This is a genomic window from Shewanella algidipiscicola, assembly GCF_900380485.1.
Taxonomy (GTDB): Bacteria; Pseudomonadota; Gammaproteobacteria; order Enterobacterales; family Shewanellaceae; genus Shewanella; species Shewanella algidipiscicola.
Map to the genome: position 1 here is coordinate 123,523 of NZ_OXJV01000012.1, position 26,701 is coordinate 150,223.

A 26,701-nucleotide genomic window follows, 5' to 3' on the forward strand; every position below is an offset into this window, starting at 1 on the left:
GATTAAAGACCTCGTTGCCAGTGCAGGGGTTTAACTTGCATGTTTTCTTGCAGATATTGCACGCCTGCCACGATCACCTTGTCACCTACGTTGATGCCATCGAGCACCTCAATGCCATTAGTGGTGATTTTTCCTACGGTGATCTCTTGAGACTGCACTAATCCTGTGTCTGAGTTGTAGGTCCATATAATGGTTTTACCATCTAGATCTCGCTTGATAACGGCACTGACTGGGACGGTTGCCCCCGTGTCGGCCTGAGCTTTCCCCGATAGATCTAACCTTAATTTGGCGCTCATGCCGGGTAAAATGCTGATATCTTGCGGGGCTGGCAAGGTAAACACGACCTGATAGCTTTGGGTGCCCGGTGTCACCTGAGTGGCAAACTCCTTTAGGCGCGCAGGATAAGTTTGCAGTGGATAATTGCTAAAGGTCACGCTAGGCAGGGCAGGAGCATTGGGATTAAAACGTGTAACTTGGCTTGCTAATGACTCAGGCACCTGAATAACCACATCGATAAAGCTATCTTTTTGCAGGATCAAAATGGGCTGGTTAGCTTGAACAATTTGATAGTTCTCGATCGATCTTTTTGCCACTGTGCCGTCAAATGGCGCCTTGATGATGGTATAGCTGAGTTGATCTTGGGCGCTCGCTAAGTTGGCCTTAGCCGACTTTATCTGGGCCTTAGCCAAGTCATACTCGGCTTGGGAGATTAATTCACGACGCAGCAGCTCACCCTTACGCTTGAAGTCGGCCACGGCTAACTCGTGTTCCGCTTCTCTGTTGAGTAAAGTGTTACGCGCATCTTTATCATCGAGTCTGGCAAGAGTGGCGCCCTCGCTCACTTTCTGGCCCTCAACTAATGAGAACTCAGTTAGCTGACCCGAGAGGCGAAATGAGAGTTCAACTTGTTTGGTTGCGGCGACTTTGGCTGGAAAGCTGCGTATGCTCGCCCGATTAAGGTCGGTGATCTCCATCAATTTGACGGGACGAATACTTGGCGCCTGAATTTCAGTAGACTCTGACGAGCAGCCCACTAAAAGCAGTAGTGTCGTTATAGAGAGTCCGATTGTTACACTTTTCATCATACTAATCTCACATTGTTACGAGTTGTATCCTGCTAAGGGGTCAAGATAACAGCCCTCATGGTTGAGTAAAATGGAATTATGTGAAACCATGAGTTTCATAAAATGAAACTATTTTTAGCTTGATTAACAAGTTGAGCAGTGCTCTGCTTGCCATTTTGTTAATGGCCCTGGCTACAGTGGAGAGACATGAATATGAAAACTGAAGATATAGCCTTATTTCATCGCATCGTCGAAACCGGCAGTCTGGTTGAAGCGGCAGATATTTTAAATTTGCCCAAGTCGACACTAAGTCGTCGCTTACAGGCACTTGAAGATGAGCTTAACGTGAAGCTGTTTCATCGCCAGAGTCGGGCGATGACCTTAACGGCCTCAGGCAGCCATTTCTACGATAAAACCACGCCGATGTTGGCCATGCTGGAACAAACCCTATCGGAACTGTCTGGGCAGGAAGCGGAGGTGACCGGCCATCTGAGGATCTTAATTTTCCCTATCCCAGAACTCCAGTACATCATCCATACGATCTTTGAATTCATGGATCTGAACCCAGAACTTACGGTTGAGATGATCGTAAGTTCTGAACCTAAGGATATGATTCGAAACAATATCGATCTGGCTTTTATGCTCGAAGATGCGTTTAACGAAAATGAGATGGTTGCGCGGCATATTATCGATGAAAAGATACACTTTTTTGCCAGTCCAGGATACCTCGAAAAGGCGGGTAAACCGTTAACGCCAGAAGAGTTACCCAAGCACAATTCAATCCTGTTTCGCTACCCTAATGGCAGAATTTTCAACGAGGTGCCCTTCGGCAAGGAGAAGATGCTCTCTGTGACGGGGAACTTATGCATCAACAACTTAGACGCTTGCTTGGAGGCGACACTGATGGGGCGAGGGATCGCTATGATGCCGCTTCCTCTCGCGCAAGAGAGCGTGGATAACGGTAATTTAGTCATGCTATTTGAAGATGTTGAGCCCTATGAGGGCAAGTGCTTCTTAGTCTATCCTTCGCGGCGCTTTATTAGCCTAGCCAGTCAACGTTTTATTGACTACATTATGACCGCGCTAGCAGCGTGTAATCACAATGGTGCCTGCGATCGCGAAGCAAAAACCAAAGGTGCAATAAAGCCTTTAAGCTAAACTGAGGTATCAATCAGCGCTAATTATGAGGCCAAATGGTGCAAGTAACTGTGCCTGTTGCCACTGGTTGATGATCACTCCTTCGAGCGGTACCACTCTAGGGTCGAGTCCTTCGAGCTCGACTCGGGTAAGGTTAGCGCCGCGCAGGTCAAAACTACCCCATTGATCGGCGGAGAACTCGCCGCCACTCAAATCGGCGCCACGCATGGATGCCCCGTTTAAATTCGCGCCGCGCCAGCGGTTATCAAATAGCTCACACTCCTCGAGTAGTACGCCATCAAAATTGCTATAGGCCAGATTGCAGCCCGTGATATAGCCACTGCAAAAATAGCTTTTTTGGGTGATGTAATTGGTAAAGCTGGCGCGATGAAAATCGGCGCCCTGCAGGTTGTTATCACGATACTCAGCGCCAAAACAGCGGCTGCCTCTAAACAGACTCATGCTTAAGTTGCATTGTTTAAAGCTGGCATTAGTTAGGGTGGCGTAACTAAAATCACAGCCAAGTAGGTCGCCACTTTCCACAAACTGACAGCGCTCAAATTGACAATCGCTTAGATCGGCATGGTTAAATCTGCAGCGGTAGAAGTGGCAATCTCGATAGTGCTGTTGTTGTAAATCTTCGCCGCTAAAATCATGTTCGATAAACCATTGCTCGCAGATCGTTGTCATGTTAACTCCTAGGCATGGGGGGAGGCTGGCAGAGCGTTAATTTGGGGTGGGAATATTATTCACCTGACTCTTGCTCGGCTCGGTGATTTGTTTGGCCAAAATATAACAGGCGATGCCCATGATGGCATTGGTTATGGGCAATGCAAGCAATAATCCTTTTACACCGCCTAAATAAGAGCCTACCGCCGCAAAGGGCAAGAGTAATAAAAACAGGCGGCAGAGGTTAAGCAACAGCGAACTCATTGGCCTGTGGTAGGCATTGAGCGTAGTGGCAGTTAAAATTACCATCCCCAATGGGCCATAGGCGGCGGGCAGGGCGATAATATAAAATGTTAACCATTCAACAACTTGTGGATCGCTGCTAAACAGCTGTGCAATGGAGCTGGCCCAAAATAGCAGCGGTAAATAGAGTAAGGTCTGAAACACCAACACAAACTTCAGCGATAGCATTAACGCCTCACGTGCTCGTCCTCCTTGACCCGCGCCTAAGTTTTGCGCCACAAAGGGCACTAGGCTCGATGACAATGCCATGACGGCGATTAACAGTACCGATTCTAGACGTGTGCCTGCACCAAAGGCGGCCACGGCGCTATGGTCGATACGCGCTAGCATCGCCATAATCAGAGCATTGGCGAGCGGATTAAGCAGGTTCATCAGCGCCGCTGGCTGGGCAATATGCGCTAATTGTTTCCAGTTACAACGCATGCGGGCGAGATTAAACTCGGCAAATTCAACCAAGTTACGTTTGATGATAAGTAGATAGCCAGATAGCGACAACGCCACTACCCACGACACTAAGGTCGCAATGGCTGCGCCTTGTATTTCTAAGCGCGGAAATGGCCCCAGGCCAAAAATCAGCAGCGGATCGAGGATCAGGTTGATTAACGCCGCCAGTGCCATTATTTTAGCCGGTGACTTGGTATCCCCCGTGGCGCGCAGCCCTTGGTTACCCACCATTAACAGCACTAACAGTGGCGCGCCCAGATACCACAGCAACATATACTCTTTAATCAGGGGGAGGCTGGAATCATTGGCGCCCAACAGGCTAAACAAAGGCACAATACACAGGCTGCCAACTAAGGCGAGCAAGGCGATTAATCCAAAGGTCAGCAGTAAGGCATCGTGCAAAAACACCTTGGCTTTATGGCTGTTACCACTGCCGATCAGGCGGCCCAAATTGGTCGCTACCCCAGCGCCAATGCCTATGGCGATACTGGAAATGACTAAGGTAACCGGAAAGGTAAAACTGATCGCCGCTAGGGCTTCGGTGCCTAACTGGCTGATAAAAAAGGTGTCCACTAGACTAAACCCAAGAATGGTTAAGATACCAATCAGGTTCGGGAGGCTCATATTTAGCAGTACACGACCGATAGGCTGGCTGAGCAGCCCGTGTCTGTCTCTCATTACGATGGATTGCCTAGATTACAGAAGGAGGGCAATTCTAGCAGGATTGACCGATTTTTAATAAAACCCAGTTAAAAAAATCAGATTTTTTTTTGTAAAGCCCTTGGATCTCGTCACACCTACCCCCATATATCCAATCATCACTCGGCATAACTACTTTGTGTCGTCTTTATTTGTAAACCGCCAACGTTTGTTGGGCAAGAAAATCATTAGGAGAGTCCATAGATGAATATTCGTCCATTACATGACCGTGTCATCGTTAAGCGTTCAGAAGTTGAAGCAAAATCCGCCGGTGGCATCGTACTCACAGGTAGTGCAGCCGAGCAATCAACTCGCGGTGTAGTCCTTGCAGTAGGCAATGGCCGAATTCTTGAAAACGGTACTGTTCAGCCACTTGACGTAAAAGTCGGCGACACAGTTATTTTCAACGAAGGTTATGGCGTGAAAAAAGAGAAGATCGACGGTGAAGAAGTCTTGATCCTATCTGAAGCAGATTTAATGGCTGTAGTGGAATAATCCACTAAGTTACTCACTATCCCAGTTAAACAAAAATTTTATTAAAGGATATTAACATGGCAGCTAAAGAAGTACTTTTTGGTAATGACGCACGCGTAAAAATGCTAGCCGGCGTAAACGTACTAGCCAACGCAGTTAAAGTTACCCTAGGCCCTAAAGGTCGTAACGTTGTTTTAGACAAAAGCTTCGGTTCACCACTTATCACTAAAGACGGTGTGTCAGTAGCAAAAGAGATCGAACTTGAAGACAAGTTCGAAAACATGGGCGCACAAATGGTGAAAGAAGTTGCTTCTAAAGCCAACGATGCTGCCGGTGACGGTACCACCACTGCAACAGTATTAGCGCAAGCGATTGTCACTGAAGGCCTAAAAGCCGTTGCAGCAGGCATGAACCCAATGGATCTTAAGCGTGGTATCGACAAAGCGGTTATCGCAGCCGTTGCCGAGCTTAAAAACCTATCTCAAGAGTGCAGCGACACTAAAGCGATTGCACAAGTAGGTACCATCTCTGCTAACTCTGACGAGTCAATCGGTGAAATCATCGCAACAGCGATGGAGCGCGTAGGTAAAGAAGGCGTTATCACTGTTGAAGAAGGTCAAGCACTCGAAAACGAACTTGACGTGGTTGAGGGTATGCAGTTCGACCGTGGCTACCTATCTCCATACTTCATCAACAAGCCAGAAACCGGCAGCGTAGAGCTAGAAAGCCCATACATCTTGTTGGTTGATAAGAAGATCTCTAACATCCGTGAATTGCTACCTATCCTTGAAGGTCTAGCGAAAACGGGTAAGCCTCTGCTTATCGTTGCAGAAGATGTTGAAGGCGAAGCACTAGCCACATTGGTTGTAAACAACATGCGCGGTATCGTTAAAGTGGCTGCTGTTAAAGCACCGGGTTTTGGCGACCGTCGTAAAGCAATGCTACAAGATATCGCCATCCTCACCGGCGGTACTGTCATTGCTGAAGAGATTGGCCTAGAGCTTGAAAAAGCCACCCTAGAAGACCTAGGTACAGCTAAGCGCGTTGTTATCACTAAAGATGACACCACCATTATCGACGGTAACGGTGAGCAAGAGCAGATCCAAGCTCGCGTAGCACAAATTAAAGTTCAAGCTGAAGAATCAACTTCTGACTACGACAAAGAGAAACTACAAGAGCGCATGGCTAAATTGGCCGGCGGTGTTGCAGTGATCAAAGTGGGCGCAGCCACCGAAGTTGAAATGAAAGAGAAAAAAGCTCGCGTAGAAGACGCACTACACGCGACCCGCGCCGCTGTTGAAGAAGGCGTAGTAGCAGGTGGTGGTGTTGCACTAGTACGTGTTGCTAGCAAGATTGGCGACGTAGAAGTGGCTAACGAAGATCAAAAGCACGGCGTGGTTATCGCCCTACGTGCTATGGAAGCGCCACTACGTCAAATCGCGACTAACGCAGGTGAAGAAGCGTCAGTTGTGGCTAACAACGTGAAAAACGGTACTGGTAACTACGGTTACAACGCAGGTAACGACACTTATGGTGACATGCTAGAGATGGGTATTCTTGACCCAACTAAAGTAACTCGTAGTGCGCTACAGTTTGCGTCATCTATCGCAGGCCTGATGATCACCACCGAAGCTATGGTTGGCGAATTGCCACAAGAAGCTGCTGCTGACATGGGCGGCATGGGTGGAATGGGTGGAATGGGCGGAATGGGCGGCATGATGTGATCCTAGCTGGTTAAAATCGTCTATAGCGGCGTTACCTTGCTACTCGTTTAAGAGAACTAAACGTCGTGGCAAGAAGCCTTGCTCTAGAGCGATTTTTCCTGCGCTAGAACATCTGTTCCATAGGCCTGAGTGCTTAGGTCGCTAAGAATTACACCTAAAAAGAAACCCCGATACTGTTAATAGTATCGGGGTTTTGTTTTATGTGCTTATTGCAAACTTTGTTTGACGAAAAGTCGTGGTGCTTCGTCCTATATTGGTATAAAGGCGGGTTGACGCCCAATGAACTAGAGCCTTTGTTCTGGTTAAACTCTATGGTGGGCAATTTCAGTTGAGCACTCAGTGTTTCGTTAAACCGATCTGATGTTAGCTAATCTTTTGTATATCATCGAAGTCAGGTTATCATTGTAACTATCTAAATAGATGAATAATTATATACTTGGCGGTGTAATCCCCCATGTAACCTAAAGAGACATTCACATGAGAAAGATCATATTCGGTTTGGTTTTAATCGCTGTTACAGGTTGTTCAAGCAATGGTCTAACAACGCTGAAGCCAATGGATCCAAATTTTGAAAAAGAAATCGTGATGACAAACGATCCAGATCAAACCGCAAAAGTTAGAAGTATTGTTACTAACTGGATGGTCGATAATGGTTACAATGTGTCTAAAAAAACGGCAAGTCCAAATGCGCAGCTAGGCGATGATCAAGTCATGTTTGAATTCAACGCTAACTGGTGGTGGGACATGGCAACCTATATGCGTTACGTAAACTTAGATGTTACTGATAATAAAGGAAATAAGGTGGCTGAACTTGATTTCGATTCAGTAAGGTATGGTGGTATGGATAAGTTTGGCGATGCAGAAGAAAGATTAAATCTAATTATGGAAGTATTTTTCCAAAAGATTTCAGTACAAGATGCTGAACGTCAATTAGAGCATGGTAAAGATAGAAGTACTAAATTAGCACCGACCTGTGCTTACGACTGCTAGCAAATAATGGTTAGGAAAATAGTTTTGCTATCATAGAGGCCGTATAGTTTTCTGTGTAAAAAGGACGGGGTCAGCGATCAGTGTTACTTCACCACTCCGAATGCTTGAGAGCAGGAAACTAAACGTCGCGGTAAATCGCCTTGCTCTAACAAGATTTATCCCACGTAAAATACTCTGCTGGTCTAAAGCTTCACAGCCTGAAACCAAGTGAGTTAAATAGCGGAAAACAGTGCCACCCATCATTAACGGCATAAATTTTAACCTCCTACTAATGCTTGTTTTGAGCATTTAACAAGGCTGTAACCCGCGCTGAACATGGGGTTGGGCTGTTGCCTTACTGCCCATCTTGGTTTTATTTCATGCAAAAATATGTTAAGATGCCGCCCTTTTTTTACAGCCTCAGCCTTTACAACGTCATTAACGTGTCTTTGCAATAGACGAGGAAAACTTACCGGTTCAGTTCAAAAATGTGGTGCCAAACGGCTCCGCTTTGTAGCTGACGATGACAAAAGCGAATCCTTAATGTCGAATTTGACGCAATCTGTTGCTCGTAAATCAACAGATGAAAACTACCTTGCTACCCATCCCCCCGAACAAAGTGCTACATCAACCACGGTAAACGCCTTCTCCAGCCCTGTACTCTGGTTAAGTGGCGGCTTTCTCGTCCTATTTGTACTGCTTGCTGTTTTCGATACTCCGCTCCTGTCCAACATCGTTCAAGTTGGATTTTCAAAAGTCACCCAATGGTTTGGCCCATTCTGGCAAGTGCTGTTACTGGCTAACTTTATTATCGGTCTCTATTTAGCGTTTGCGCGTACTGGCGACGTTAAGCTAGGTAATCGCGAGACGCCTGAAATTGATACCTTTAAATGGTTGGCGATTGTGCTATGCACCCTGTTAGCCGGTGGTGGCGTTTTTTGGGCGGCCGCCGAGCCAATTGCCCATTTTGTCTCATCCCCCCCTTTTTACGGTGAAGCGCAAGGTCGAAGACTGGCGATCAATGCCTTATCGCAATCGTTCCTCCATTGGGGCTTCCTAGCATGGGCGATCCTCGGTAGCTTAGCGGCTATCGTTTTGATGCACCTGCATTACGATAAAGGTTTGCCACTGCAGCCGCGTACTTTGCTGTATCCCATTTTTGGTGATAAAGCCCTTAATGGTTGGATTGGCACCTTAACCGACACCTTCTGTATTATTGCGGTTGCTGCGGGCACCATTGGCCCTATTGGTTTTCTTGGCTTGCAAATTAGCTATGCGCTCAATGCGTTATTTGGTGTGCAAGACACGCTTATCACCCAAAGTTTGGTGGTATTGTTTGCCATTGCTATGTATACCTTGTCGGCGTTGAGTGGCCTTAGCCGAGGTATTCAGTTGGTGAGTCGTTACAATATTATGTTGGCCGCAGCGCTCATCATCTTCATTCTATTATTTGGTCCTACTAGCTTTATTATTGATGGCTACATGCAAGGCATGGCGCGAATGGTGAATAACTTTGTGCCAATGTCTCTTTTTCGTGGTGATAGCGATTGGTTAGGTTGGTGGACGGTATTTTTCTGGGGCTGGTTTATTGGCTATGGTCCTATGATGGCGATCTTCATTGCGCGTATCTCTCGTGGGCGTACCATTCGCCAAATGATCTTATCCATCTCTATTATTGCGCCCTTGATCACCTGCTTTTGGTTTAGCATTGTCGGTGGTTCGGGGCTGGCGTTTGAACTGGCTGAGCCCGGCATTATTTCTACAGCATTTGAGGGCGGCAATTTGCCTGGGGCTTTACTGGCGATCAGTTCACAGCTGCCGATGCCATTGTTGACGGCGATACTGTTTTTAATCCTCACCACCACCTTTATCGTCACCACCGGTGATTCAATGACTTATACCATTAGTGTGGTGGTGACCGGTTCTACCGAGCCGAGTGGAGCCATGCGTGCGTTTTGGGGATTGTTGATGGGATTTGTTGCCATTGCATTGATCTCTATGGGATCTGGTGGGATCTCTGCGCTGCAATCCTTTATTGTGATCACCGCAGCGCCAGTGTCGTTTGTTCTGCTTCCTTCACTGTGGCAAGCGCCCAAAATGGCTAAAGCGATGGCGGAGCAACAATTTGGTAAGGCATCATTTGTCCCTGTAAAGGCAAACTAATCTTGATAGAAAGCTGAGTTAGCCTTGTATGTTAAAGCCCCGTGACTTAAAGGTCGCGGGGCTTTATTGTCTCTAAGGGCGCAGCGTAGCAATTTTAATCTCCACCTCAGGTTGCTTGATTACACTTGGTGGTTCAATTACCTACCATAGACAGTTAACAGCGGGGATTTATCATCATGGGGACACAAAATTCACAATCTAAGGGCCGTAAGCCCTGGGTGGCTATTGGGGTTGTTGTATCTATAGGGCTACTGCTTTGGTTGTTGTTAACCATCATGCCTAAGGGGTTTAAGACGACCCACGAGCAAATAGGTACAGGTAAGCCGGCGTTGGTGTTTGTCTATGATCCTAATCTCGCATCGAGTAACAGCCAGACTGAACAGATGAATGAGGCGCGTGCCCACCTTGGCGATAACGTCTTCTTTCTGCTGGCGAGAGCGGGTACGCCTGAGGGCGATCAGCTGATCGCTAGATACGGTGCCAGTCGAGCCGAACTCTTGTATTTCGATGCATCGGGCAAGTTGGTTAAAAGACAATTTGGAGTGGTGAGCGCCAATGAGCTAATGCAGTGGATGCGATAGCGGCAGTAATACGACAGCGCTTAATAAAGTGTTTGCATCTAGATCGCGTTAGTTAATCTCGTATTGTAAATCAAACCGTGGGCGCTTATATGGCGTCCACGTTGTCACTTATCTCATGTTGTTGCTACCTATAGCTTTAGGCTGGGCCAGCTAGGCTTGGCTATGCTCTTTTTACCCAGACGTTTTACTGAGTTTGTCACTGTCGATGAGCCAGTTTTTCACAATGTGCTAACATATTGTCATTATTACTGCGTGAGCGATTAGCGATTCCTTATTTTTATGGGTAATTTATTGAGGGATTACCATTAGCTTTGAAGAAAAATCTATTTTCTTTAGGAAACTCGCAAGTTTAGTAAGGTGTTGTATTCATTGGCCATGAATTCCTGATATAAATATCACTCACATTAACAACTGTGGGTTTGCGTTGGCATTCCAAGCAGTAGCAATCTTAATTATTTGTATACCCTGGAGTACCACAATGAGCGCTGACATGACTCTCGAATGTTTTCTTTCCACCGTTGCCGCGCGTAACCCTAATCAACCTGAATTCTTGCAGGCTGTAACCGAAGTCTTAACCTCAATTTGGCCTTTTGTAGCAGCGCATCCTGAATATTTAGATAGCGGAATTTTAGAGCGTCTTGTGGAGCCTGAGCGATTAATTCAGTTTCGTGTTTCATGGGTCGATGACCAAGGCAAGGTGCAGGTGAACCGCGCATACCGAGTGCAGCATAGCTCGGCTATTGGGCCCTTTAAGGGGGGGATGCGTTTTCATCCGTCAGTTAACCCATCGGTCCTTAAGTTTTTGGCTTTCGAACAAACCTTAAAAAATGCCCTCACCACACTGCCTATGGGCGGTGGTAAAGGGGGCAGTGATTTTGATCCTAAAGACAAGAGCGAAGCCGAAGTCATGCGTTTCTGTCAGGCGCTCATGTTCGAGTTGCATCGTCATGTGGGCGCAGACACAGATGTGCCTGCCGGAGATATGGGCGTCGGTGCTCGTGAAGTGGGTTATATGAGCGGCATGATGAAAAAGTTAACCAATAGCGCCGAGTGTGTGTTTACGGGCAAGGGACTGTCGTTTGGGGGCAGCCTTATTCGTCCTGAGGCGACGGGTTACGGTCTGTTGTATTTTGTCGAGGCCATGCTCAGGGTCAACGGAGGCACACTCGAGGGCAAAACCGTGACGGTGTCTGGCTCGGGTAACGTGGCGCAGTACGCCATAGAGAAGGCGATGGAGATGGGCGCAAAAGTCATTACGGCGTCCGATTCTGGTGGAGTGGTATTCGATCCCGATGGGTTTACCCCTGAAAAACTCGCTAAGCTGATGGAGATTAAAAATCAGCGCCGCGGCCGCGTTGCAGATTACGCCTACGAAATGGGGCTGGAGTATGTTACCGACGCCACGCCATGGCAGTTTGCCACCGAAATAGCACTGCCTTGTGCGACACAAAATGAGTTAAATGCAGAGCACGCGGCCCTGTTGATCGACAATGGAGTGCAACTGGTTGCCGAAGGTGCCAACATGCCAAGTACGGCAGAAGCTATCGCCTTGCTGCATAAAGCCAAGGTGCTCTTTGCCCCAGGGAAGGCCGCTAATGCCGGTGGTGTTGCGGCCTCGGGCCTTGAGATGAGCCAAAATGCACTGCGCTTAAGTTGGACTCGTGAAAAGGTGGATATGCGTCTCTGTGACATTATGTATTCGATTCACGATACCTGTCAGCAATATGGCCGTGAAGGTGAGCATATTAATTATGAGTTAGGGGCTAACGTTGCAGGCTTTGTCAAAGTGGCCGATGCGATGAAGGCGCAAGGCGTGTGTTAAGGCATGGTCAATTGTGTCGCCACTGAGCGATTGGAGTTAAAACAACCGTTAGATGGCTCGCGTTACTTGCTGGCAGGTGAGCGTGGCCCGATAAGCAATTTGGTTGCCTAGCTGCTTAACAACAGGCCTTAACAACTCTGCTAGGGGGCGCACCAGCCCCCTCATTTTCTCACTCCCTATTTTATCCGTTTAAGCTTGGTTTAAGTGTTAACCCCGATGATGCGAGGTGATAAGAATGATGCTAAAAACCTATGAACTTTGATATCTTGTTAGTGTTCGTTAGCAATAAAATTAAAATAAATTGAAGGAGATAATGCGTGAAAAAAATCACCATGTTGCTGCTGTGCGTCTTGATGCCGGTGGCGAGTGCGTTTGCTGAGCCAAGCAAACCGCTGTCGGTCGATGTGTTGTGGCAACTGAGCCGCATAGGTAACCCGACGATTTCGCCAGATGGTCAATACATTATTGCGCCCGTCACCCAGTACGATGTGCCTGAGGATAAAGGCTCAACTCAGTTGTGGTTATTTAATCAAGACGGTAAAAGTCAGCGCGCCCTTACGGCTAAAGGACTGCGTGTGAGTGAGCCGGTATTTTCGCCAGACAGCCGTACATTGGCCTTTATTAGCCAGCGTGACAAGGATGAAGTGGGCCAAGTGTATCTGTTACCACTCGATGGCCCGGGTGAAGCCCAGCGTTTAACCGATGTGCCCAGTGGGGTAAAAGGCCTGAAATGGGTCGGCAAACACCTCTACTTTATCAGTTCTATTTTTCCCGCTAAAAATTGGCAAGAGATAGCAGAGCAGCTCACCGTAGATAAAGATAATAAAGTCTCTGCACGGCAATGGAATGCGCTGCCCTATTCCAGCTTCGACCATTGGATTGATGAAGACCGTGAGGCACATGTATTTCGGATTGCGGCTAAGGGGGGCAGCGTCGAGGCTGTGACTCTGCCGTTAAATAAACAGCTTCCGCGTTCATCACAAAGTGCGGCAAGTTACGATATTGACCCTAGCGAAACTTGGATAGCCTTTAACGCCAATGGCTGGGACAACCAAGTTGATCCTAAAACCGATATTTTCCTTGCGAAAATTGGCAGTGGTAAGGTTGAAAATATCACCTCGGCCAATCAAGCGCCCGATACCAACCCTAGCTTCAGCCCTGACGGCAAAACGCTCGCGTTTACTCGTCAGTCTATTAATGGTTTTTATGCCGATACTGCCAAACTTACCTTGTTGGATCTCAAGCGGCGCAGTGAGAAGGTGTTAGCCGATAACTGGGATCGCTCGGTGACGCGCTTTGTCTGGACGCCAAACAGCAAAGGATTTTATGCCGCCATCGATGATGCGGCGACGCGGCGTATTTTTTACATTAATGCCAGCAATGGCAAAGTTAACGCCATTACCGATGCCACCAACTTTAGCCAACCGGCAATTGCCAATGATGGCACCTTAGTTGCGGCCAACGACAGCTTCCTGTATCCGGCGCAGTTGGTCAGCATTAACCCTAAAAACGGTAACCGCACCCGACTGGACCATTTCAATGATGACATCTTAGCCGATGTGGATATGGGCACCTATGAGTCAGTGACTTATAAAGGCTATGATAACCAAGACATTCAAATGTGGGTGCATTATCCCGCTGGGTTTGACCGTAGCAAGAAGTATCCGCTGATGATGTTAATTCATGGTGGTCCACACAATGCAATTTCTGATGGTTTCCATTACCGCTGGAATGCGCAAACCTTTGCCTCTTGGGGCTATGTTACTGCGTGGCCTAATTTCCACGGCTCTAACAGCTTTGGGCAAGACTTTGCCGACAGTATTAATCCCGATTGGAAAAATAAATCACTCGAAGATGTGCTCAAGGCGACCGAATGGTTTAAACAGCAGCCGTGGATAGATAGTGAGCGGTTAGTGGCGGGTGGCGCCAGTTATGGTGGTTATTTAACCTCGATTATTTTGGGACAAGAGCATCCGTTTAAGGCCTTGTTAATCCACGCCGCGGTGTACAACATGTATTCGCAATTGGCGGCAGATTTTGCGGTGCATAGTCCTCGTTTCGGTAATTACTGGGATAACCCAGAGATATACAAGGCGATTTCACCTCATTATGGCGCAGCTAACTTTAATACCCCCACCTTGGTTATCCACGGTCAGCTCGATTACCGCGTACCAGTGGGGCAAGGTTTTGAGTTGTTTAGAACGCTGCAGACCCGCGGCGTGGAGTCGCGGATGATCTATTTCCCTGACGAGAATCACTGGATCATGAAACCCAATAACTCCATCTATTGGTATAACCAAGTACAAGATTGGATGACTCGCTTTGCCGAGCCTGGTGCAAAGTAATATGGCTTAAGTGATATCACAGAGCTAAGCGCTAGTGTCTGTGAGGTTTCACTGACACAGCTTAAAAAGGCTGCCTAAATTGGCAGCCTTTTTTGTGTCATCATCGCTGGCGCTTAAGCTGAGTGTTAAGCGCAACCGATAATGGCTTATTGTTGTAGCTGAGCTTTGGCCGCTTCGACTTTAGCGAAGTCGAGCCCTAGCTCGTCCACGGCTTCTTTGATCAAGGCCGGATTTTGCATCACCATCGCCATCAGCTGTTGGAGCTTTTCGGGGGCGGTGCCTAGCTGACCAATGGTGCCCATCGCCATGAGTGGGTTTTCGGTCAAGGTCTGAAACAGCTTTGATCTTTTTGTCACTAACAGGCTGAGGTGATTTAACCTAAGCCATCTATTATTTGTGGTTAACGCTCTGCTTTTATAACGTATCTCAATATGGTTTAGCTAAATCAATTTAATCAGACCCAATCCAAATCTACCTTCAGGCTAACGAAACCAGATTAAATACCCAGCCCATAATGGTGAATGATACCAGTAGGAGGACAAATAATAGGGCGAGCAAGCGCCACTGCATCACCTGTTTTAACATCACAAATTCTGGAAAGCTCGCGGCCACGGTACTCATGCAGAAGGCTAATGTGGTACCTAATGGCACGCCTTGCAACAGTAAACTCTCTAATACTGGGATGACGCCAGTAGCATTGGCATAGAGAGGAATACCCATTAATACCGCAAGGGGGACAGACCACCATTGACCGTCACCTAGATTGGCTTGTAACCAACCGGCAGGCACAAATCCATGCAACGCAGCACCAATACCCACACCGATAATGACCCATTTCCATACCCGACCAAAAATTTCACTGGTTTCCGATTTAGCAAACTGATGTCGCTGCTGCCAACTTACGTTGCTAGCGGGCGCGGTTGTTGATGTTTCATTGGGGGTGTTTGCGGAGGCGGCTTGCTGTCCTCTGGCATAAGCTTTCGCCGCCAATGGTTGCAGCCAGCGCTCCGCTTTTAACAGATCGAGTAGTGCGCCGCCGAGCATGCCGATAACGATCCCCGTTAAGGCATATAATAGGGTGATCTTTAAACCTAATAGGCTAAACAGTAATAGGATAGCGACTTCATTAATCAGTGGCGAAGTGAGTAAGAATGCCATGGTGATCCCTATGGGGATCCCCGCAGAAGTAAAACCTAAAAAAACGGGAATACTTGAGCAGGAGCAAAAGGGGGTTATGGCACCAAACCCAGCGCCCAATCCATAACCGACCACCTTAGGTTTACCCGATAGATAATCTCTTACCCGTTCCACATTCAGCGAGGCGCGTAACCAGCCGATGGCATAAATCATTACGATAAGCAGAGCGAAAATCTTGCTGGTGTCTTCAACAAAGAAATGCAGTGCTTGTCCAACTTGGGTTTGGTTGGATAAACCAAAGGTATCGTAGACGAGCCAATCGGCAAATACAGAAAACCAAATTAACATTGGTCGACCTCGCTAAAGGATGAAAAAACCAGTTAGTTCATTAATTAATTGGCAATACTAGCTTGGGTTAATAGTTTTTCGATTTCGGCATGAGCCGGCACAGTTCCAGAAGAAACAACGACACCGTTAATCACGATGGCGGGCGTGGACATTACGCCATAATCTAAAATCGTTGCCATATCGGTCACCTTTTCAAGTTCAATATCTACCGATAAGTGTTTAGCGACTTGTTCTACATCTGCAGCCAAATTGGTACATTTTTTACAGCCACTTCCTAATATTTCAATTTTCATGTCGTTACCTTTTTAGGTGTGTTTAGGGGATTTTGTGTGGAGCAAGGTCGAAGTAGTGAGGCTTGTGCCTGAGCATTTTTTTCCAGAACGGTCTCGATGCAGTCAATCATCTTTAATAGGCAGGGGGTTTCGAGCCGGTAATAGATCTGTTTTCCATCGCGGCGACTATTGACGATCCCCACCTGCTTTAAGACCGATAGGTGTTTTGAGACGGTTGATATATCGGCGTTAATACCACCTGTGAGATCGCAGACACATCGTTCTTGCTGCTGTATTTGTTCCAGTAGCCATAGTCGAGTCGGATGTGCTAATGCCTTGAGAACCGCTGCACGGGCATTGAGCCTAAGCTGTTCTTGGTCGGTCATGGCAATCTCCAAGCTGAGTGCTGCTTTAGGGTAATTATCATTTTGTTATTTGGCATAATAGCCAAATGTATTTCGCCTGAAAAAGTATTGCACAAGATGTTTGGTCATTATCGTGATGAACCAAACACTTTATGCCGAGTTTGTGGGGCCGACGTTGTAAAGTTAATGGTAATTTTTGTAGGTGGGGATGGGAGTTAGTTGAGCGTTGGCGTTAATGCACAGCGGTATCGACTTGTGGTATAGGACTTTACCTCTCTATTGCTGCACGCAGGAGTGCTTGAGTTAAGCGCTGCAACGAGGCAGCTTTATCCTCTACCGAATAGGAGAGCTGATCAGAGAAAAGCTGACTGATAAAATCTAGGTATACGGCCGCGAGGGAGCTGGCCAAACAGGGTAAGGGGATAATGAAATTATCTGTCTCAAATGCCACGGCCAGCCTCTGTTCGATCAATGTGGTTAAATTATATTTTAATTGACGATGAGCCTGTGGTGCATCGTTACCTAGCTTATAAGACATAGAACGACGAAAGCTACTCTGCACACTAATTCTATTCAACATAGCAATAACCGATGAGCGAGGACGCAAGCTCAACCAATCTTCTAGAGTGGTTAAATCCTGAAAAAATGATTCGAAGAGTGAATCGTGTATTGCCAAAAACACATCGAGTTTACGCTCATAATGACGATAAAAGGTGGTTTTCCCAACATCTGCCTTTTCGAGCAATTCCACCACGGTTATATCACAATAGTCTTTATCTTTTAGTAGTTCCATAAAGGCCTGCTGTATGCGCTTGCGACAGCGGTTGGTTTTGGTGAGTTCAGGCATAGTTGGGTTCAAATATCGACGCCATAGCATCGGAAAGTGGAAGGCCCCAGTATAAGGCGGCTTGTAACTTAGGCAACCAATAGCGAGAGGATAATCGGTTGAGTGGAACGTTTTGCTTAAATTGTTCCATCTGGTACTTATCTGCAATCTTGTTCCTGTTTTATGACTAAGGAGGTCGCCAATATGAGTGCATCAACAATCATCATTGGAAAATACCATGAACTCATCAATGAATCGTCGGAGTTTTGTTAAAAGCAGTTTGATAGCGGCTTCCAGTTTCAGCCTTCTAGGAGTAAGTACGATGGCAAAATCAAAAGAGCAAACCTCTCATCCTCTCGCTAATTTAGACCCTGAAAAGCTCAATATCGGTATCTTCCTTTTTCCAGGGATGACGATGTTAGATGCATACGGACCATTGCAGTTGTTGGCCGTTAGTCAGTTGTTCAACGCGTTTACCTTTGCAAAGTCTGCAGAGCCATTGCCCTGCGATGCTAATGTCGCGTTACTGCCCAATTACAGTTTCGCAGACTGTCCTGCGCTCGACGTGTTAATCGTGCCAGGTGGAGCGAATCCGATCGGGCAGATAGAGGATGAACAAGTGATCGGATTTCTGCGCGCTGCAGGTTCACAGGCCAAATACGTGACATCGGTTTGCACTGGCGCGCTTATTCTCGCGGAAACGGGTTTGTTAGATGGCTACAAATCGACGGTACACTGGGCTTATGCTGAGTCGCTTAAGCGTTATAAGAAGGTGAGTTATGTCGATCAGCGTATCGTTAAAGATCGTAATCGGATCAGCGGCGGCGGGATCACTGCAGGACTAGACTTTGCTTTAACCTTGATAGCCGAATTAGCGGGAGAACAGCAGGCTCAGATCTTAGAGTTGCTGCTGGAATATGATCCTCAGCCACCATTTAACACCGGTAATCACAAATTAGCAGAACCGCAATTGAAACAGCAGGTTCAAGATATGGTTCACCATATTGCCAACGAGTTGTTCGTGCCTGTGGCTGGGGAATAAATAGAAGGTTAATCTCAGTGAGTTCTACTTGAACGTGTTCAGGTTCTGGCGTGGAGTCGCATAACGACTCCGCAACCAATAATATGAGGAACAACTATTTTTGTAGTTGCGCCTTGGCGGCTTCCACTTTTGAAAAATCTAGGCCAAGCTCTGTAACCGCTTCCTTTATCAAGGCCGGATTTTGCATCACCATCGCCATCAGCTGTTGGAGCTTTTCGGGAGCGATGCCTAGCTGACCAATGGTGCCCATCGCCATGAGTGGGTTTTCGGTCAAGGTCTGAAACAGCTCATTGATCTTTTCGTCACTAACATTGTGTTCTTTTAAAATGGCAATAATTGGGTTCATCTTGATGCCTTTGTGTAAGTGTAAAAATAAATAGGCGCTAATTTTATCACACATCGGCAGGCTGAGTAGAATAGGGCGAATGAACCCAAGGCTTAGGTTGCAATGCTGCGGCGTCGATTCTATGCTGGCAGTGGGCGATGTTTTCAATCTGAAGCATGAGTAAGGTGCAACCATGTCTGAGCAATTTATCTGTTGGCGATGCAAGCAGCCGTTAACGGCGGTGATTTTACCTATGTCGCGGCGTGAAGAGTGTTTGGCGTGTCATGCCGATCAGCACGTGTGTAAGATGTGTGTGTCCTTTGGCGATGCGGGCCGGGGCGACTGCAATGAAGTGCGCGCCGAGTGGATATCGGATCGCGAGCGGGCCAATTTTTGCGATTATTTTAAGCCGATAACGGCCAGCGACGCAGAGCAAAGTACAGCCCAGAGTGATAGTGATAACGCCAAAGCGCGGGCGCAGGCACAACTGGCCGCCTTGTTTAATGATGAGCCTGTAGCCACTCAGCCAGACGCTATCTCAGAATATAGCCCAGCGCATACATCTGAACGTAAACCTCAAGATAAACCATTAAGCGCCGTCGAACTTGCCGAACAGCAACTACGGGAGCTGCTGGGTGATTAGCCCTCTGCGCCACTGTGTACAGGGGCGTTAACTTGTCTGGCGCTGTGATCACTGGAGTTAACCCAATAAGGCGCTCCACAGCAGGCGAATACCGATCAATACCATCAGGGCTAAAATGATCTGTTTAAATAGGCTTTCACTGACCTTGTCTTGCAGGCGTAATCCCAATCTCACCCCCAACCAGGCAACAGGGGCTAGTAGCATTGTCCCCCATAAATTGGCGACGTTGATCTGCCCAAGCAGGCTATAAGGGATTAATTTGACCCCATTGACCACGGCGAAAAACATCACCGCAGTGGCGAGGTATTGGCTTTTTACTAAACGCTGCGGCAGCAGATAGGCATTTAACGGTGGCCCGCCAGCGTGGGCGACAAAACTGGTAAAGCCGGACGGTTTATGCTCAAAACGGCCGCTCAGCAGCAAGCCATACGTCCCAAATCCCAGCGATATTGCCCCTAAAATGCCGCGCAGGTATTGCTCGTTTAGATGATCAAACAGCAGATACCCTATTGCAATGCCGACAATGGCCGCAGGCAGTAAAATGGACAGTTGGCGGGCATTGTGTTTACCCCACCATGAACGAACGCTCAAAATATCCATATAAATTAACAGTGGCAGCATCACCGCCGTGGCGGCTAGGGGGCTGACAACCAAAGCCATTAAGGGCACCGTCAGTCCGCCCACGCCGCCGGCAAACCCCGACTTTGAGATGCCGGTCATTAATACGGCGGGTATCGCAACGAGCCAAAATAACGGATCTGTTAACACGTTTGCTCCTTGATGAGGTGACATACTGCTGGCGAGTATTGTGAAGGCGTAAGTCACCACATTGACTGTGATGGTTTCGCGCTTTTTGATATGCCATGAACATCTATAGTGCCATTGAATTAAGCTTTCACAACGGATTTTTTACTCTAGCGTCAATTGATTTACTTGTTTGCCAAGGCGTGTTTTATGACAGGGTTAAAGCCGCGCCTAGATTGATGCCATTATCTCTGGCGCCAAGCTCATCTATGGGGATATGCCCATGCGGGCAAAGACTGTGTTAACTATGTCGGTAGAGATCCCTTTAACCACACCGTTTTCTTGGTATTCAAGCGGTGGCATATTCAAGGTGGCTAATGATAGTGGCGTATCGGCAGATACTGATGCTGCCCACAAGGTGAGGGTTGCGGCAATGGCCTTAATAACACTAATGGGCATGATACACAGACTCCACTCACTGCAGCTAAATGAGAGTGAGTCGCCAAGTGTACTATCACTGTCATAGTAGGCGCGGATTGTAGTAAAGGAACTTAATTATCGCCTAACTTTTTTCACTGAATGTGATTGAGCTAACACTTATGTAGGGTCTTATCATCCAGAGGTTGATACAAGTTGTGATGTTTTATGGGTCATGTAAACGAGCCTGCGATGAGTGGAAACCAGCAAGATTTAGCTGCGGGCATTAAGGTTAACCGGTACCTCAAAAGGCGCTGAATGCACCTTTTGGGGTGTAGATACCCTGTGAGTCGGCCAAGCTAATCGCCTAACAATCGAGCCTATTCGGCTTCTTCCAGTGAATAGGGGAGGGCTTGCAAGGTCAGTTGTGAGGCTTTATCGCCTGCGATACGTAATGTGGCATCGAGTTGGGTATCGTTAGCCAAGACCGCCGTCATTAGCACCTCTTGGCCGCGTTGCACCCACTCGATAATGGTGCCGGCGCGGCGATAAAGCGCATCCTCAAGGGCGATTTCAAGTTGGCTGTCGGCCGTTAATGGGCTAGATACCGTGCCACTGACAATATATAAGGCGCGCTTATTACCGCCACGGTACTTCATACGGGCAATGGTTTCTTGCCCCATGTAGCAGCCTTTATTAAAGCTGATGCCGTCGATGGCCTGCAGATTACACATTTGCGGCACAAATTGCCCTTGATGTGCGGCGCCAAGGTTGGGGTAACCTGCGGCGATTTCGAGCGCTTGCCATGCACTGGCATCATACACGGCTTGTGGCAACTGGCTTATTAATGTGTCGGCTGCGCTCTGCTTTAGCACGATAATATGACGGCCAGCATCATGTAAAATCACGCCATTATCGATAGGGGTCAGTTCGCTATTTAACGCGCCAAATTGCTGGCTTAACCAGTCAGTGGCTTGCTCGCCGCTCACGCCAAGCAGTAACCAGTCTGCACTAGCATCACTCAGCTCCGCCTTGCTAAATACCGCATATTTTTGCAGTTGTGGCAGATCCATCGCCAAGGTATCGCGAGGCATCATCATGATCAAAGCGTCACCCATGCTGAAGGTTCTGAAGCTGGCCAGCATCTTACCTTTTGGGTCGCAGTGAGCTCCCCAGCGCCATTGTTCAGTGCCCAGCGAGCTAATATCTGTGGTGACTTGGCCGTGGATAAAGCTGCGGCCTTGCTCACCCGTAACGGCAATTAAGCCTAGGTGGGTAAGATGCGAAAAGAACAGCTCTGGGGATTGTCCGTTTAAAGGCCAGGTTGGCTGAGAAGTTGACACTGTCATGAGATAGTCCAAGAAATAAACGAATAAGAGTCACGATTGTACCGTTAATCATCGTTGGCGCAAAGGTGGTTAAGCGAAACTTACAGCAAACAATAAAGCCCCATGATGTTGATCATAGGGCTTTATTCATTTAAGTGCATAACTCAAGGCTATCAGTACAGTAAGCGTGTTCTGATGGTGCCTTCAATCGCCTTCATCTCTTCGAGTGCTTCGTCGGCTTGATCTGAATTCACTTCCATTACCACATAACCAATTTCAGCCGTGGTTTGCAGGTACTGGGCGGCGATGTTGATGCCTTTTTCTGCAAACGCTTGGTTAATCTTGATCAAGATACCGGGACGGTTATGGTGAATGTGCAACAGACGCGATGCATCTTTGTGCTGGGCCAGCGACACTTCAGGGAAGTTAACTGCAGTCATGGTTGAACCGTTATCAGAGTACTTGGCCAGTTTCCCAGCCACTTCGATACCGATATTCTCTTGCGCTTCTTGGGTGCTACCGCCAACGTGTGGGGTTAGCAACACATTGTCTAAACCGCGCAGTGGGCTGATAAACTCATCATCATTCGATTTAGGTTCAACCGGGAACACGTCGATAGCCGCCCCAGCAAGGCGCTCGCTACGAATTGCTTGAGCTAGGGCATCAATATCGACAACCGTACCGCGCGAAGCGTTGATCAATATGCTGCCTTGGCGCATACAAGCAAGCTCTGCTTCGGCGATCATATCTTTGGTTTGTGGGGTTTCTGGTACATGCAAGCTCACCACATCGGCTAGGGCCAATAGCTGCTCAAGCGAGTGGATTTGCTGCGCATTACCCAGTGGCAATTTATCTTCGATGTCGAAGAACACGACGCGCATACCTAAGGTCTCTGCCAAAATGCCCAGCTGAGTACCAATGTGGCCGTAGCCGATAACGCCTAAAGTTTTACCGCGGGCTTCATAGCTGCCAGCAGCGCTTTTGAGCCAACCGCCACGGTGGGCGATAGCATTACGCTGTGGGATACCACGCAATAGCATGATGATCTCACCCAATACCAACTCTGCGACGCTGCGCGTGTTAGAAAAAGGCGCGTTAAAAACCGGGATCCCCAGTTTTTCGGCCGTGGCGAGATCAACCTGATTGGTCCCAATACAGAAGCAACCAATGCTGACTAATTTATCAGCGTGCTTAAGTACGGTTTCAGTCAGTTGGGTACGGGAGCGAATACCAACGAAATGAGCATCTTTAATCGAGGCCAATAGCTCCTCTTCTCCTAGTGATGCCTTATGGTATTCAATGTTGCTGTAGCCGGCGCGTTTGAACACATCTACCGCAGATTGATGGACGCCTTCCAACAGCAGGATCTTAATTTTATCCTTGTCTAGCGAGTGTTTCGCCATGATTTGGGTACCCTCTTTATCGGTTGTTGCTATATATTGGTCATTATTTGGTTGTTGACAGCTAAAGCCCTCTCAAAATAACACTATTCTGAGTCAGTGTGGAGGGCTAGATGGCTAAAGTCATTATTTTGATATTAAAACAATATCATCTAAGGAGTTCCAATTTTGAATAAAAGTATTATCTGGCTCATCATTTTTTTCGCTGTCTTCATCTGGTCGGCGATTGAGCCAAAAGATACCTTTACATGGTTTTTGGAAGTGCTGCCAGCACTAATCGCGCTGCCCGTATTGTATTTTACGCGTAAGCGCTTCCCATTAACATCATTAGCTTACGGTTTGATTCTGATCCATGCGGTTATTTTAATGGTGGGGGGCCATTACACTTATGCCCAAGTTCCGTTGTTTGATTGGGTCGCCGAGGTGATGGGCAGTGATCGCAATAATTATGACAAAGTCGGCCATTTAGCCCAAGGCTTTATTCCAGCATTGTTGGCCAGAGAAGTGCTGCTGCGTAATGAAGTATTAAAGCCCGGGGCTTGGTGTGGCTTTTTAGTCTGCTGTTTTGCCTTAGCCTTATCGGCATTTTATGAGCTTATCGAATGGTGGGTGGCGGTCTTGACTGGTGAAAATGCCGAGGCGTTTTTGGGCACCCAAGGGTATGTGTGGGATACCCAGTCGGATATGGCGATGGCGTTGCTGGGGGCAATTGTCAGTGTGCTGCTGTTATCACCTTGGCATAATCGTCTGCTGCAACAGTTTACCCCCACTCGCTAAGCTGTTTGATATTTCAGGTGAACGATTAACTAAACCACCACGACTGAGCTCGGGTGTTGGCCTCAGCCGTGGTGGTTTAGCCTATCTCATTTAAGCGCATCTTATTTTGTCGGCTACTAAGGTTTTTTATGCCTTTGGTGCGGCGAAGCTACTGATTTGTATTGATTGCCTTTGCTTTGATTTTAGTTTGTTGGTATTTTATTTTTTTGCTTAATTTTCTTGAACCTATGAATACGTTACCCGTGTGACTGCCTAGGGTGATGGAGATGTTGTAATTACTCAGGAATGTTTACTCGATATCAATCGAGTTGGCGAAATCTAAATCAAGGAGGATTTGATGGACAAAATTGACGAGCTGGTATTTTTACATCAAGTATCGAGTCCGTGTGAGCTAGGATTATGGGCGCAGTCTCTCGGATTAAGGGTACGGATTGTACATCAGGTCGATGAGCTTGAGCCCGATCCGCAACGCAATAGTTTCTATTTTATTGCTCAACAAGGCGCCGCTGTCGATAAGGATGGTATGCCGCTGATTGTGCCTCACTTACTGCCTTATGTGCCGCTGGCATTATATCTGGTCGATCGCCATGCTATCGACGCCGAAGTGGCATTATTGCAAGGTGTACAAGGATTATTGTTTAGCGATGATCGACAAGATCTGCAACTCATAGGTCTACATGAAATGCTTCGCGATGAACTTTGGTACGACAGAACTTTATTATCGAAAGTGCTGCGTCGCTTTATCACCCCCCAACAAAGTTCGCAATCTTTAGATCAAGAAACGGTTAGTGCACTGCAAAAGCTAACGGGTCGTGAACGCACGATCATCAAATTGGTCTCCAGTGGTGCTCGCAATAAAGAGATCGCCGCCCACCTGTTTATCAGTGAACACACGGTGAAAGCACATATCTCGTCGATTTTTCGTAAGACCCAGTCGCGCAACCGTGTCGAACTACTGCGTTGGTCACAGGCGAACGCCGCCTATTTTGAGTGTTGTTGACTAACGGCAAGGAGCTTTCTTTATATGCATGGTGAGTGGTTGTTGCTCACTCTTTATGCCGCTATTCACAACTCTATTACCGCGAGTATGGTCTGAAAACGCTAAAATCGCGTAATTAATTTACCAAAGTGAAGTATATCGATCGTTATTTTGTCTTTTATAGACGGTTTTTGCTTGTCGCTAGAAAGCGATATTAATGGTGTGATTGTTTATTCTTCGGTTTCATTTGTTTTATTAAGGTTTGCTTTTGGTTATTTTGGTTTTCACCTTGTTTTAAGTTTGGTGTTTAAAAGTCGCTTTTTACCTGACTTTTGGTTACCTGTCTCGCCTATCTCCAATAATGTTTTTTTCTATGATGTCGGATGCTTGTCAGGCTGATATAGCTCGATACACTGCTACCACATAATAAAATTAGTGGTTAAAAATGTATGGAAGTTTTCATCAGTTTATTAGGTATGCTTGCCTTAATGGGCTTAGCGGTATTATTTTCGGAGCGTCGCAGTTCCATTAACCCGCGCACCGTCTTAGGCGCGCTGGCGTTCCAAGTCGCATTTGGCGCGTTTGTGATGTATGCCCCTATAGGTCAAAGCATGCTCGATAGCGCCTCAAACGGCGTAATGCATGTGATTAACTATGGTAATGAAGGCTTAACCTTTGTGTTTGGTGATTTGGCCAAATTCAGCGTGGGCTTTATCTTCTTTATCAATGTGCTGTGTATTGTGGTGTTTATCAGTTCGCTGATTGCCGTGCTGTACTACTTAGGTGTGATGCAGTTGGTGATTGGCCTAATCGGTGGTGCCCTGTCTAAGTTATTGGGGAGCAGCCGCGCCGAATCACTATCGGCCACCGCGAATATTTTTGTTGGCCCCATTGAAGCGCCTTCGATGGTGCGCCCATTTGTGAAGCACATGACTCGCTCTGAGTTGTTTGCTGTGATGACAGGTGGCCTAGCTTCGGTTGCTGGCGGCACCATGATTGGTTATATCCAGATGGGGGTCGATGTTAAATATGTACTGACCGCTGCCTTTATGACCGCACCCGCTGGCCTATTGTTTGCCAAGTTGATGTGGCCAGAAACAGAAACGCCGATCAACGACATCAAAAAAGTGATGGACGAGCAGGAAGATAAGCCTGCAAACGTACTCGATGCTGCAGCCAGTGGCGCAGCAATGGGGATGCAACAGGTACTCAACGTGGCTGCCTTATTAATGGCCTTCGTCGGGTTAATTGCGCTACTTAATGGCTTGATTGGTGGCATGGGGAGCTGGTTTGGTTATGGCGACCTCACCATGCAAGCCATCTTGGGTTATTTGTTATCGCCTTTAGCTTGGATCATGGGGGTGCCTTGGAGCGAGGCGACCCAAGCGGCATCATTTATTGGCCAAAAAATGGTGATCAATGAGTTTGTTGCCTATATCGACTTCCTTAAAGTGGCCGACGACTTATCGGTTAAAACCCAAATTATTATCAGCTTCGCCCTATGTGGCTTTGCTAACATTGGCTCGCTAGCTATGGTGATTGGTGGCTTGGCAGCCTTATGCCCTGAGCGTCGTCACGACATTAGCGCCATGGGCATGAAGGCGCTTATCGCCGCGGCATTAGCTAACTTGATGAGTGGTACCATTGCCGGTCTACTATACAGCCTAGCGGGCTAATGATTCAGGGTGCTTGTCGCTGCGCGAC

At 47.4% G+C, this 26,701-nt stretch carries 26 protein-coding genes; 13 read left to right on the forward strand and 13 right to left on the reverse strand.

Features of this window, described 5'->3' with window-relative positions:
- Positions 1-2: 2 nt before the first annotated feature.
- The gene (locus DN599_RS07965) at positions 3-1,082 is read right to left on the reverse strand and encodes an efflux RND transporter periplasmic adaptor subunit (protein WP_110457513.1); all 1,080 of its coding nucleotides are present in this window, start codon (positions 1,080-1,082) and stop codon (positions 3-5) included.
- Positions 1,083-1,277: 195 nt separating this feature from the next.
- On the opposite strand from DN599_RS07965, the gene DN599_RS07970 reads away from it, so the two are divergent.
- On the forward strand, positions 1,278-2,222 hold the full coding sequence (locus DN599_RS07970) for a LysR family transcriptional regulator (RefSeq protein WP_110457091.1): 945 nt from the start codon (positions 1,278-1,280) through the stop codon (positions 2,220-2,222).
- Between the two features lie 9 nt (positions 2,223-2,231).
- Here the strand turns inward: DN599_RS07970 and DN599_RS07975 are convergent, their stop codons facing one another.
- Positions 2,232-2,891 (reverse strand): Qnr family pentapeptide repeat protein, encoded by a 660-nt coding sequence (locus DN599_RS07975; RefSeq protein WP_110457092.1) that lies wholly within the window; start codon positions 2,889-2,891, stop codon positions 2,232-2,234.
- A 36-nt stretch (positions 2,892-2,927) separates the two neighbouring features.
- Positions 2,928-4,295 (reverse strand): MATE family efflux transporter, encoded by a 1,368-nt coding sequence (locus DN599_RS07980; protein ID WP_110457093.1) that lies wholly within the window; start codon positions 4,293-4,295, stop codon positions 2,928-2,930.
- Between the two features lie 225 nt (positions 4,296-4,520).
- Here DN599_RS07980 and DN599_RS07985 point away from each other — a divergent pair, with 225 nt between their 5' ends.
- The 7 genes from DN599_RS07985 (at position 4,521) to DN599_RS08015 (ending at position 14,394) form a co-directional block, all read left to right on the forward strand.
- Positions 4,521-4,811 (forward strand): co-chaperone GroES, encoded by a 291-nt coding sequence (locus DN599_RS07985; RefSeq protein WP_110457094.1) that lies wholly within the window; start codon positions 4,521-4,523, stop codon positions 4,809-4,811.
- A 56-nt stretch (positions 4,812-4,867) separates the two neighbouring features.
- Positions 4,868-6,514, forward strand: a complete 1,647-nt coding sequence (gene groL, locus DN599_RS07990; RefSeq protein WP_110457095.1) for a chaperonin GroEL — start codon at positions 4,868-4,870, stop codon at positions 6,512-6,514.
- 477 nt (positions 6,515-6,991) lie between these two features.
- A complete protein-coding gene (locus DN599_RS07995; protein ID WP_110457096.1) occupies positions 6,992-7,504 on the forward strand; it encodes an Sbal_3080 family lipoprotein in 513 nt (170 codons plus the stop codon).
- Between the two features lie 522 nt (positions 7,505-8,026).
- Positions 8,027-9,646, forward strand: a complete 1,620-nt coding sequence (locus DN599_RS08000; protein ID WP_110457097.1) for a BCCT family transporter — start codon at positions 8,027-8,029, stop codon at positions 9,644-9,646.
- A gap of 176 nt (positions 9,647-9,822) precedes the next feature.
- A complete protein-coding gene (locus DN599_RS08005) occupies positions 9,823-10,227 on the forward strand; it encodes a hypothetical protein (RefSeq protein WP_110457098.1) in 405 nt (134 codons plus the stop codon).
- A 478-nt stretch (positions 10,228-10,705) separates the two neighbouring features.
- Positions 10,706-12,049: an NADP-specific glutamate dehydrogenase gene (gdhA, locus tag DN599_RS08010; protein WP_110457099.1), complete on the forward strand. Its 1,344-nt coding sequence runs from the start codon at positions 10,706-10,708 to the stop codon at positions 12,047-12,049.
- A 317-nt stretch (positions 12,050-12,366) separates the two neighbouring features.
- Positions 12,367-14,394: a S9 family peptidase gene (locus tag DN599_RS08015; protein ID WP_110457100.1), complete on the forward strand. Its 2,028-nt coding sequence runs from the start codon at positions 12,367-12,369 to the stop codon at positions 14,392-14,394.
- A gap of 146 nt (positions 14,395-14,540) precedes the next feature.
- On the opposite strand, the gene DN599_RS08020 is transcribed toward DN599_RS08015, so the two are convergent.
- The 5 genes from DN599_RS08020 to DN599_RS08040 all read right to left on the reverse strand — a co-directional run bounded on the left by DN599_RS08020 (position 14,541) and on the right by DN599_RS08040 (position 17,309).
- Positions 14,541-14,750, reverse strand: a complete 210-nt coding sequence (locus DN599_RS08020; protein WP_239473265.1) for a DUF2999 family protein — start codon at positions 14,748-14,750, stop codon at positions 14,541-14,543.
- Positions 14,751-14,871: 121 nt separating this feature from the next.
- Positions 14,872-15,879: a permease gene (locus DN599_RS08025; RefSeq protein WP_110457102.1), complete on the reverse strand. Its 1,008-nt coding sequence runs from the start codon at positions 15,877-15,879 to the stop codon at positions 14,872-14,874.
- Positions 15,880-15,923: 44 nt separating this feature from the next.
- Entirely contained in the window at positions 15,924-16,172 is a 249-nt protein-coding gene (locus DN599_RS08030; protein ID WP_110457103.1) for a thioredoxin family protein, read from the reverse strand.
- Positions 16,169-16,537, reverse strand: coding sequence for an ArsR/SmtB family transcription factor (locus DN599_RS08035; RefSeq protein WP_110457104.1), 369 nt, complete (start codon positions 16,535-16,537; stop codon positions 16,169-16,171). Before DN599_RS08035 ends, DN599_RS08030 begins: the two co-directional genes overlap by 4 nt.
- A gap of 247 nt (positions 16,538-16,784) precedes the next feature.
- On the reverse strand, positions 16,785-17,309 hold the full coding sequence (locus tag DN599_RS08040; RefSeq protein WP_204165111.1) for a TetR/AcrR family transcriptional regulator: 525 nt from the start codon (positions 17,307-17,309) through the stop codon (positions 16,785-16,787).
- Between the two features lie 355 nt (positions 17,310-17,664).
- Between DN599_RS08040 and DN599_RS08045 the strand changes: the two genes are divergently transcribed.
- Positions 17,665-18,384 (forward strand): DJ-1/PfpI family protein, encoded by a 720-nt coding sequence (locus DN599_RS08045; RefSeq protein ID WP_110457106.1) that lies wholly within the window; start codon positions 17,665-17,667, stop codon positions 18,382-18,384.
- A gap of 94 nt (positions 18,385-18,478) precedes the next feature.
- Here DN599_RS08045 and DN599_RS08050 read toward each other — a convergent pair whose 3' ends face one another.
- Positions 18,479-18,730 carry a DUF2999 family protein gene (locus tag DN599_RS08050; RefSeq protein WP_110457514.1) on the reverse strand — a complete coding sequence of 84 codons (252 nt, stop codon included), beginning with the start codon at positions 18,728-18,730 and terminating at the stop codon, positions 18,479-18,481.
- Between the two features lie 172 nt (positions 18,731-18,902).
- Here DN599_RS08050 and DN599_RS08055 point away from each other — a divergent pair, with 172 nt between their 5' ends.
- The gene (locus DN599_RS08055; protein WP_239473266.1) at positions 18,903-19,352 is read left to right on the forward strand and encodes a hypothetical protein; all 450 of its coding nucleotides are present in this window, start codon (positions 18,903-18,905) and stop codon (positions 19,350-19,352) included.
- Positions 19,353-19,409: 57 nt separating this feature from the next.
- On the opposite strand, the gene DN599_RS08060 is transcribed toward DN599_RS08055, so the two are convergent.
- The 4 genes from DN599_RS08060 to serA all read right to left on the reverse strand — a co-directional run bounded on the left by DN599_RS08060 (position 19,410) and on the right by serA (position 23,244).
- Entirely contained in the window at positions 19,410-20,120 is a 711-nt protein-coding gene (locus DN599_RS08060; protein ID WP_110457107.1) for a sulfite exporter TauE/SafE family protein, read from the reverse strand.
- A 243-nt stretch (positions 20,121-20,363) separates the two neighbouring features.
- Positions 20,364-20,555, reverse strand: coding sequence for a hypothetical protein (locus tag DN599_RS08065; RefSeq protein WP_110457108.1), 192 nt, complete (start codon positions 20,553-20,555; stop codon positions 20,364-20,366).
- Between the two features lie 338 nt (positions 20,556-20,893).
- Positions 20,894-21,862, reverse strand: a complete 969-nt coding sequence (gene ygfZ, locus DN599_RS08070) for a tRNA-modifying protein YgfZ (protein WP_110457109.1) — start codon at positions 21,860-21,862, stop codon at positions 20,894-20,896.
- A gap of 152 nt (positions 21,863-22,014) precedes the next feature.
- A complete protein-coding gene (serA, locus tag DN599_RS08075; RefSeq protein WP_110457110.1) occupies positions 22,015-23,244 on the reverse strand; it encodes a phosphoglycerate dehydrogenase in 1,230 nt (409 codons plus the stop codon).
- Between the two features lie 165 nt (positions 23,245-23,409).
- Between serA and DN599_RS08080 the strand changes: the two genes are divergently transcribed.
- The 3 genes from DN599_RS08080 (at position 23,410) to DN599_RS08090 (ending at position 26,673) form a co-directional block, all read left to right on the forward strand.
- A complete protein-coding gene (locus DN599_RS08080; RefSeq protein ID WP_110457111.1) occupies positions 23,410-24,018 on the forward strand; it encodes a DUF2238 domain-containing protein in 609 nt (202 codons plus the stop codon).
- Positions 24,019-24,355: 337 nt separating this feature from the next.
- Positions 24,356-25,018, forward strand: a complete 663-nt coding sequence (locus tag DN599_RS08085) for a helix-turn-helix transcriptional regulator (protein ID WP_110457112.1) — start codon at positions 24,356-24,358, stop codon at positions 25,016-25,018.
- Between the two features lie 428 nt (positions 25,019-25,446).
- On the forward strand, positions 25,447-26,673 hold the full coding sequence (locus tag DN599_RS08090; RefSeq protein ID WP_110457113.1) for a NupC/NupG family nucleoside CNT transporter: 1,227 nt from the start codon (positions 25,447-25,449) through the stop codon (positions 26,671-26,673).
- Positions 26,674-26,701 lie beyond the last annotated feature (28 nt).